At 34.0% G+C, this 8477-nt stretch carries 8 protein-coding genes and 1 pseudogene; 1 reads left to right on the top strand and 8 read right to left on the bottom strand.

Going from position 1 to position 8477, the window contains the following annotated elements; all coding sequences use genetic code 11:
• Window positions 1–44 precede the first annotated feature (44 nt).
• The 7 genes and pseudogenes from HF964_RS09340 to HF964_RS09370 all read right to left on the bottom strand — a co-directional run bounded on the left by HF964_RS09340 (window position 45) and on the right by HF964_RS09370 (window position 6178).
• Window positions 45–1400 (bottom strand): AAA family ATPase, encoded by a 1356-nt coding sequence (locus HF964_RS09340; protein ID WP_168722784.1) that lies wholly within the window; start codon window positions 1398–1400, stop codon window positions 45–47.
• The gene (locus HF964_RS10030; RefSeq protein WP_168722777.1) at window positions 1385–1825 is read right to left on the bottom strand and encodes an AAA family ATPase; all 441 of its coding nucleotides are present in this window, start codon (window positions 1823–1825) and stop codon (window positions 1385–1387) included. Before HF964_RS10030 ends, HF964_RS09340 begins: the two co-directional genes overlap by 16 nt.
• 58 nt (window positions 1826–1883) lie before the next feature.
• The gene (locus HF964_RS09350; protein WP_246220277.1) at window positions 1884–2207 is read right to left on the bottom strand and encodes a site-specific DNA-methyltransferase; all 324 of its coding nucleotides are present in this window, start codon (window positions 2205–2207) and stop codon (window positions 1884–1886) included.
• Window positions 2200–2763 carry a MarR family transcriptional regulator gene (locus HF964_RS09355; protein WP_168722778.1) on the bottom strand — a complete coding sequence of 188 codons (564 nt, stop codon included), beginning with the start codon at window positions 2761–2763 and terminating at the stop codon, window positions 2200–2202. Before HF964_RS09355 ends, HF964_RS09350 begins: the two co-directional genes overlap by 8 nt.
• Window positions 2756–3908 (bottom strand): annotated as a pseudogene (locus tag HF964_RS09360) (RepB family plasmid replication initiator protein). Before HF964_RS09360 ends, HF964_RS09355 begins: the two are co-directional and overlap by 8 nt.
• A gap of 480 nt (window positions 3909–4388) precedes the next feature.
• Entirely contained in the window at window positions 4389–5624 is a 1236-nt protein-coding gene (gene mobV, locus HF964_RS09365) for a MobV family relaxase (RefSeq protein WP_168722779.1), read from the bottom strand.
• Window positions 5625–5992: 368 nt separating this feature from the next.
• Window positions 5993–6178, bottom strand: coding sequence for a hypothetical protein (locus HF964_RS09370; RefSeq protein ID WP_168722780.1), 186 nt, complete (start codon window positions 6176–6178; stop codon window positions 5993–5995).
• Window positions 6179–6426: 248 nt separating this feature from the next.
• On the opposite strand from HF964_RS09370, the gene HF964_RS09375 reads away from it, so the two are divergent.
• Window positions 6427–7566 carry a pectate lyase family protein gene (locus HF964_RS09375; protein WP_168722781.1) on the top strand — a complete coding sequence of 380 codons (1140 nt, stop codon included), beginning with the start codon at window positions 6427–6429 and terminating at the stop codon, window positions 7564–7566.
• Between the two features lie 519 nt (window positions 7567–8085).
• Here the strand turns inward: HF964_RS09375 and HF964_RS09380 are convergent.
• The coding region (locus HF964_RS09380) for a tyrosine-type recombinase/integrase (protein ID WP_168722782.1) at window positions 8086–8477 on the bottom strand (392 nt) is incomplete at its 5' end.

The following is an 8477-nucleotide window of genomic DNA, read 5'->3' on the forward strand; positions in this document are numbered from 1 at the left end:
CTCTTTTTCTAAAATAAGAGGGACCATTCTACAAACAACCCCTTTTAATTTCTATCAATAGTACTGATTATTTCTAGCAATTCTATTTTAATATCTTGTCGTAGATTTTCAAAATTAAATTTACTGTATAAATCGAGTTTTTTAATAATAGATTTTTGTTTTCCTGTTAACTTGTATTGATCCTCTCCACTGGTCCACTCTTCTTCTGTGGTTGAAAAATGAATTTGAGGTCTATTGCTGAAGGCTTGTTTTACATCATTGTATGGCAAATAAAATTCAATTGTTGATCGTTGTAATTGAATAGTAGTAACATCATCATTTTCATCCAACCTGGAAATATCTTTTTTACCAGAATCATCGCCATCAACAATCATTATTTTCTTCTTTAATCGCAACTGTCCAACAAACTTTAGATTGACAGCATCAACAATTGACGTTCCACCTCCTGATACAAAGATAGTCTTTTCTTTTTCCACATCTTTTTTCGTACTTAACATATTATAAATATATTCAAAAAACTCGATGTCACTAGGCCCCTCTACAAATACAGCACATTCTATCTGATCTGGATATAGTTTTATATTAGGCAAAATACCTAATTGATCAATAACGCCAGATATCGCCTCTTGATTGGATAAAATATTAATGTCATTATTATCTTTTTTAATAAGACGTATACCGTCTTTGGGAACTATTTGAGCAATTGACGGACTATGTGTGGTTATAAATACCTGAATCTGCTTGGATTCGCTTATAGTTTTAAAAGAATCAATTAACATTTTTTGAAATTTGGGATGCTGGGCAGTTTCAGGTTCTTCAAATGCATATATTATATCTAAATTATGCGCGTTTTCTTTTTCAGCATCATCTAACTTTCTTTTTGCCTCTGATCGGAAAAAATTTAATAAAATTAGTCTTCTGACACCACTACCTCTTTTATTTAAAGGGATTCCAGAATTAGTATCTAAACTAAATTTGAATACAGAACTCCAGTTGGGTGTTTTGAAATTAGCATCAAGATCGCTAGCTATAGAAGGATTCATATCTTGTAACATGTTTACAGTAGTGTCTGTTATATTTTTAACTGAATTTTCGATATCTTTTGATACGGACTCCAGTTGCCGTTGTATATGCTGTTGTGCCAAAGACACCTTAATGATTGCATTTATAGGATCTTGTATTTCAGAATCTCCGTCATTGTTACTTCTATCGGCTTTAAACAATTGATATATAGGTAAATTTGAATAGATAGCACTTGATATATCTTTCAGTGCTCCCTTATTATTTATGCTAATTTCAATTGTATCTAATTTGCCAGATTCAGCCGCACTTTTTAGAGCAGCTTTTCGTATCTCAGTTGATACTCTTTTATCAACATGAGGGATTATATCAGAAAAAATTTTTTTAAATCATTAATTTTTAAGGTGTGAATATCTTTTACAGATTCATCTGTTGGGAAGGTTGAAACTATGAATTCTGATAATCTTAGACTTTCTCCCGAATACTTTTGTTTTAATACAAAGTATTCATTTGAATCGCTATCTTTCAATGTTAAATATTCTTCATCAAATGTAGTTGGAACCGTTTCTAATACTATACTACTTGGTAAATCACTGAAGTACGCTGTTAATTCAACATCTTCTGTAGAATTAATTTGACGATCACTGCGTTCAATCTTTGAATTTTTGAAAAATATATCTAATGCTTCCAGAATAGTTGATTTACCGGCGTCATTTATACCGACAAATGTTGTGAAATCTGTAAATTGAACTTCCTGTTCTTTATAGCCTCTGAAATTTTTGATGATAAACTTTACCAGCTTCATTGATATTCTCCCATTATTTATTACAACCACAATATTCATTTACTTCAAAGTGAATTTATCATATTGCGGATATTTCTAGAATCACCAGCAACATAAAACTTAACACCGTATAACTATCTTGCCAGTATGCTTTATACGTGAACATTTCAATAAATTGGTTTAGTTTAAAAATATCGACACTTTTATTCTCTACAACAATTGACTCAGTGTACGTATCATGAATTAGTTGGTTGGCTAGTAAAACCTTCATTAGCATAGGGGTATAAGCATCAAGATCTTCAATTACTTTGTTACGTTTTAGAGTGCCTTTATCTGAAAAATAAGTATTACCAAAGTTTTTCAAAATAGACTTAGTTGTCTCCATAATTTTTGAATCAATCATTTTTTTGTCCTCGTTTTTTAAATTGCCACCACTTTTTAGGTTTGGCTTGTGCTTCTGCTGATTCTGTTTCACTTTGGGGTGACACGTATTTTTCAACCTCATGACTTGGAATCGCTAAGGCTTTCAAATCTTTAATTTCTGCTTTGTATTCTTCTATCAGCTGTTTGTCTTGCAAGGCTAATCGTTGTTGTTGATCTAGCAAATTTTGTAACTGTGATATTTGCAAATCTTTATTTTCTAGCTGCTTATCTTTAACAGCTAATTGTTTATCTCTGTTTTTCCTAACGTCCTCAATTTCACTTAATAGATATTGATCAACATTCCATTCTTTCTTATTGCCAAAACCGTTTGCCTGGTTTTTGTTTGTTCTTTTATTTGTCTGTTTGTCTACCCTAGACCTTATAAAGCGCTGTTCTTCAATAGACAAAACAACAATTCCTTTGTCGTTTGTTTGTCTATCTTTGTTTGTCAGATACTTAATGTGGTATTGGATAGCTTGCTTTGAAACTCCCAACTCTTCAGCAAGTTCTCGAATGGTTTTTAAATTTTCACTCATGATCTATATCCTGCCTTTTAATGATTGGTAGATACTGTTCAATTGATTTTTTAAGATACTTAGCAATGTTCTTTTTTGAATAGTCATCTTGTTTATCTCTGATATATGCCAAATGCTCTTTAACGCCGTTTAGGCCACGTAAGTCTTTTACCTCGTCATAGAGTGGATAAACATTTTTCTGTAGTCCTGCCAATATTTTTTTATCCATAAGGTCCAGATATGATAATAAAAATTGTTCCATCAGCAATTTTGTATATGGACTATCCATTGCCTGCAAAACTAATTCATTTTCACTTTCTTCTTGCCTTATCTTACCGTCAATATAAGCTGGATCATCTAACTTGTAACTGCTATCATCTGCTACCTGCTTTAGTGATATGAAAGACAATACTATCAATACTCCGCCCTTTTTTGAGCTTTTCGTAAGTTACATTGAACGTTGTGTGTCTAGTAATTTCTGACAATGGTTCATTCAGTACTCTTTTTTCAAAATGATCAAATCGTTTATATTCATCAATTGTATCTGTCATTTGACGTAAATCTCGCATACTTATTTCAGGATTACGGTAACTTTCAACCTGTTCCTCTCTCCGTCCACCTTTAACGCTGTAATGCTCGTATTGATTGTAATTCATCGATAACCAACGATACAAAATAACGGCATATTTACTATTCAATTCTGCAATATCTGACAATGCATGTTGTGTAAAATTATTTTTAAGATTGATTAAGTAAGGCATGATTTCACGATGAAATTCAATTTTTACTTCATCGTTATAATCCGTCCATTCAACATAAGGGATTGGTACAATACTAATAAATTTAAAGCCTTTATCTTGTTCTTTTTTAATCTGAAAAAAAGCTTGTTTCTGCATTTTTTCAACGGCTTCTTTAAAACGACTATGTTTGTTGCTATCATTGACCTTAAAAAAAGCAAATAACTCTCGCTTTGATAAATACACCGTATGATCCTTAGGTGGATTTTCAGTGTCAATTAAAGAAACTGCCAATTCAAACATTTTTAGTGGCGTTTTATCCATTTTGGCAATCGAAGTGATTAAACTATTATGTTCAACCACTTTTCGTTTGGACAGTTCATTCAAGCTCTGCACCTGCCTTACGTTATTTTCTGGTAGAATAGACATATAAATACGCTCCTTTGTGCGTGTTACTGAAAAAGTATAAAGAAAAACTTCTAGACAGGATTTTCTTTATGCTTTTTATTATATCCTATACACCCACTTATTTAAATTAAAAGTGGGTGTATACATAGTATTTTGTGGGTGTATACATAGTATTTTGTGGGTACATAATCTTGTAAACCCTTGATAACAATGTATTTCTAACTACGCAAAAGAACAAAAGATTAAAATATAAAAGATAAACTTATAATAGGCTGCGCCTTTTTATTAACCCACTAAAAAAAGCAAAAGAGAACATCAGCACCAGAATTGACTAGCTGCGATGTTCTCTTTTTGATGATTGTATCTTTCAAATGACGTCTCAATAATGATTTAACATTATCACCACTTATTAAGCTCATAGAGCGCGTTTAATATCTTTGTTGAGTATTTATTAATCAACTAGTTTAAAACGCTTAAAAAGGCTAATAGCACGATTTAAATCTATAGGCTTGGTCCTTTAAATAGATCCCGTGTTAATTCGATAATCCGATTAATTAATGCTTTAACTTGTTCAATACCTCGGTCTAATCTGCTAGAGGCAATTTTGCTATCTGGATTCTCTCGAGCAGTCTTTAACTTAGCTAACCATGACGTGGCCTCTTTTTTACTTTTGGTCAGTTGTTCATGATCAAGCCTATACAGGACATAGCGTGCTTCAACATCGCTATGGGGTATCTTTTCAACGCCATAATCATTTTTAAGCATATCCCGCATCGCATAGTCCATCTGTTGCTTTTCTCTCACTCGCTGTTGAAGTGCTTGATGAGTATCCTTCAGCTGTTGATAGTCAGCTTGCACCTCAGCTAATTGGGCTTTGGTTTTTAACAAGGCTTGATTACTATCTGCTACATCACGTTGGCTTTGCAAGGTGGCTTTTTTCATATTGGCTAACACGCTTTTAAAGCGATCTAAATCATCTGGTTTAAGGACGGTCTTTCCAAATAAATTTTTAGATAGAGCTTGTTTAAAGTCATCAATTTGTTTTTCAGCTAATTCAACTTCAGTTAGCGCTTGATTCGTAACTTTGAGTAAGGCTTTTTTAGCACTGATATTTTCTTCGACATTGGCTAGTTCCTCTTTTAAGGCTTTAAATTGATCATTGTATTTTTTGATTTCAGCGACATTCTCAAACGGTAAGGTTTTATGATTTAAAACCCCTTGTTCATAAAAGGGCAGGACAGCCTTTAAATTCTGATCCAACTCATCATGGAACGTTTGTAAGTCATGCCGTGTGAGGACTTCTTTAGCAGAAACCTTATACCTCTCTTTTTTAGCATCAAAAACGACTGGTACAAAGGCATAGTGCAAATGAGGTGTTGTTTCATCATAGTGCACCACGGCGGCCACAGCATTTTCTTGCCCATAACGATCATCTAGAAATTGTTTGGTGGCTTCAAAAAACGCGTTCTGTTGCTCATAGGGCGCTTCTGATAACTCTTCAGGTAAAGTGACGATCCAAGTCGCTAACGCCTTCACATCGTCTCTTTTCATGAAATAAACCTCATTTAACCGCTCATTGAAGCGTGATAGCATATCTGAACCATCCGTCATGAGATCTTGATTGCGGTATGTTTTCGCCACATCAATCTCTTTGTTGGTGTGATGGTCAGTTTTACGTTCAAAATGAACGGCTAAACCAGGCACTGCACCACGGGTATTTTTCTTTAAATGCGCCATAAAAATTACCTCCTCGAAAAAGGTTTTCCGAGACCAGTATAACACCGTTAAAAATCTGGTATAGCCTGTTATACCAAAATGATATTTTGGACAGGCTCTGCGAGGCGCGTCATCGACAAGCGATGACAGTAGCGTTCCCCCTTCCTTCTGGGGGAACTGCTATTTTTCGGCGCCTATTATCCGGCTAGAAAAACCTCCGGCGGGCCACGCCATGACGGGGCAATTTATCATTGCAGGATCACCTTCAGTGAGAGCATGTCATGCAGAACGCTACCCGCGTGGGGCAAGCTGGTGTCAGCTTAACCACCTAACAACCATAGAAAAAATCGTTTAGACAGACATTGCTTATTGTCTGTCTAAACGATTTTTTAAAGGACTAATTGAACCGCCACGACTATTGTAATAGCTATTGCAATTCCTTGACTAACTGGTAAGTTAGCTTGACCTGTTACTAAAATAGATCCAGGAATAGAAGCAAGGGCTGTATCTGGCGCCATCGCAGATTTAACAGGATGCCCAAAAGCTATTATAACTACTGCAATAACTGTCCACATTAAACAAGTCCCCCTTTTGCTGTTTAGAAAATTGTAGAGAAAACTACATTGCGATATTTAATTTACAACTTCAGCATAGACTCAAAAATAGACCAACTAGAATACCATATTAATTATTGAGTTTTAACAAAGTAAAAAATAGAGTGTAGTAAGTTATTTAATGTAATATTAGCTTTGTAAGCTTATTACATGATAATACGATGTGTTATAATCTTTTCAAATACAAACCGTATATTAAGGGGAAAAACATGGGCATAGCTAAATTTACGAAGACACTACTATTTTTATCTAGTGTTTTTTTTATGGGGAATGGTGTAGTATCTGCAGACACTCAAACAGGTGGTTTTTCAAATGCTACTGGATCAAATCAAAATGCAGTAATCGTCAAAAATTTGGATCAGTTGAAAAATGCCTTTAATAGTAATCAACATCATATTATTATTTCTGGAAATATATATGGTGGAAATAAGCCGGTAACTTTTACGTTTGCTGATAAAAAATGGGACAACACAACAATTGAAGGCCAGGCTGGTACAGGTCCAACTCTAGTAAATATCCAATTAAAGTTTGATGGTGAAATGTTGCCAGCAAATCAGAATATTTCTAATATTGTCGTGAAAAACATTGCTTTTAAAGGTAATATATCTGATCTTCAAAAGTTAACAGGAAATGATATCCAACCAGGTGGATCAGGAGTTAATTATGAAGGAGTATCTTTAAGAAGGATTAACAATGCTTGGATTTATAATAATGACTTCCATGACATGAGTGATGACTTGTTTTCTGTAAGTTTGCAGTCTGATAACGTCACTATATCAAATAATCACTTTTGGTTCTCGAATGAATGGTTAAATATGAATCCAAATCCTAACTGGAACTGGATTGGTGATTGGCATGATTTAGCCACTGAACGCTTAACTATGGTTGTCGGAGCAAACGGAAGCGATTCCTATGTACAAGGAGGGCACAAGATGCATGTCACTCTACATGATAATTGGTTTGGCCCTAACATTAAGGGGAGGCCACTATTGAGAGGATACGTTCATGCCTATAATAACTATTTCGATAACAGTAGCCAACCAACTGGTAACAATCATGCTGGTTTTTCTCAGCAACAATACAATGCCCTACAAATAGGTAGCGGTAGTTATATTCTATCGGAAAATAACTACTTCTATAGGACTAATAATAGTCACTTGGTTGGGTTGGATAAGAAAGGCGATGCATATAAGTTCCTTGAGCGTAATAATGTGTACAATCAAGTAACTGGTACTAACGCTCAGAGTAACGCAAATCCATCTGATTTTAATTTGCCATATCATTACAATACGTTAAATGGGTATAATATAGAAAAACAAGTAATTGATCATGCTGGACCATTTAAGTAACAGACAATACTAAACGAAAAACAATATATTTCATTTTAATCTAATAATTTTTAGAAAGAATTATGTATTGAATAATAGTTTTTCCAAGCGGTTATGTGTATCTGATATCAAAAATTAGCTTTCATTTTTGTATATTTTGAGGGAAATGTTCCAAAAAAATAAAAAAGACCTCAACTGAGGTCTTTTTTATTTCGTATCATCATGTGTTTTATCAGAATAGAAAGCATAATGTTTAATTCCATTACTTTTCACCAATTATAACTTTTGCACTTTGTGTCAAGCTACCCATAGGTAAGTTATGGTATTTATTCTTCATCTTTTTGATAATTTATTCTAACGCTTTTAATCATATATTGTATAAAGAACACTTCGGTGCTATTTGCTCTTATAAGGATATTCCTTAATTGACTTCAATAAAAAAAGCTGCTTTCACAAGTAAAATCATAAACGAAATAAATAATGATACGCCAGAAGTTACGATCAACGATGTGTAATTAATATAACTACCATAACTAAACATTAGCCAAAATCAATCTGATCTAACATGGTTTCCCGACTCGCTTGATCTAAACCAAGATAAGTCAAAGTCATGGCCTCGCTAGAATGATTCAATAAGTGCATGACTAAACCAATGTTGTAATTAGACTGCGTATAAACCCGATAAGCACCTGTTTTACGCATGGTGTGGGTCCCTAGATAATTAATACCTAATAGATCACCCACACGCGCCATTACTTTATAAAACTGTTTTTCAGTAATATGCCGATCGGGGTGAGCGGTAGATGGGAATAACCAGTCTGAATTGATGTTTTGTTGGACGAGCCAATCGTGATAAATCAGTAGATCTTGTTGAACAGGTTTAAGATATAATGTATTGGGTTTTCCAGTTTTTCGATCATGGATAAAGACGG

It is taken from the genome of Periweissella fabalis, assembly GCF_012396505.1.
GTDB classification, from domain to species: domain Bacteria; phylum Bacillota; class Bacilli; order Lactobacillales; family Lactobacillaceae; genus Periweissella; species Periweissella fabalis.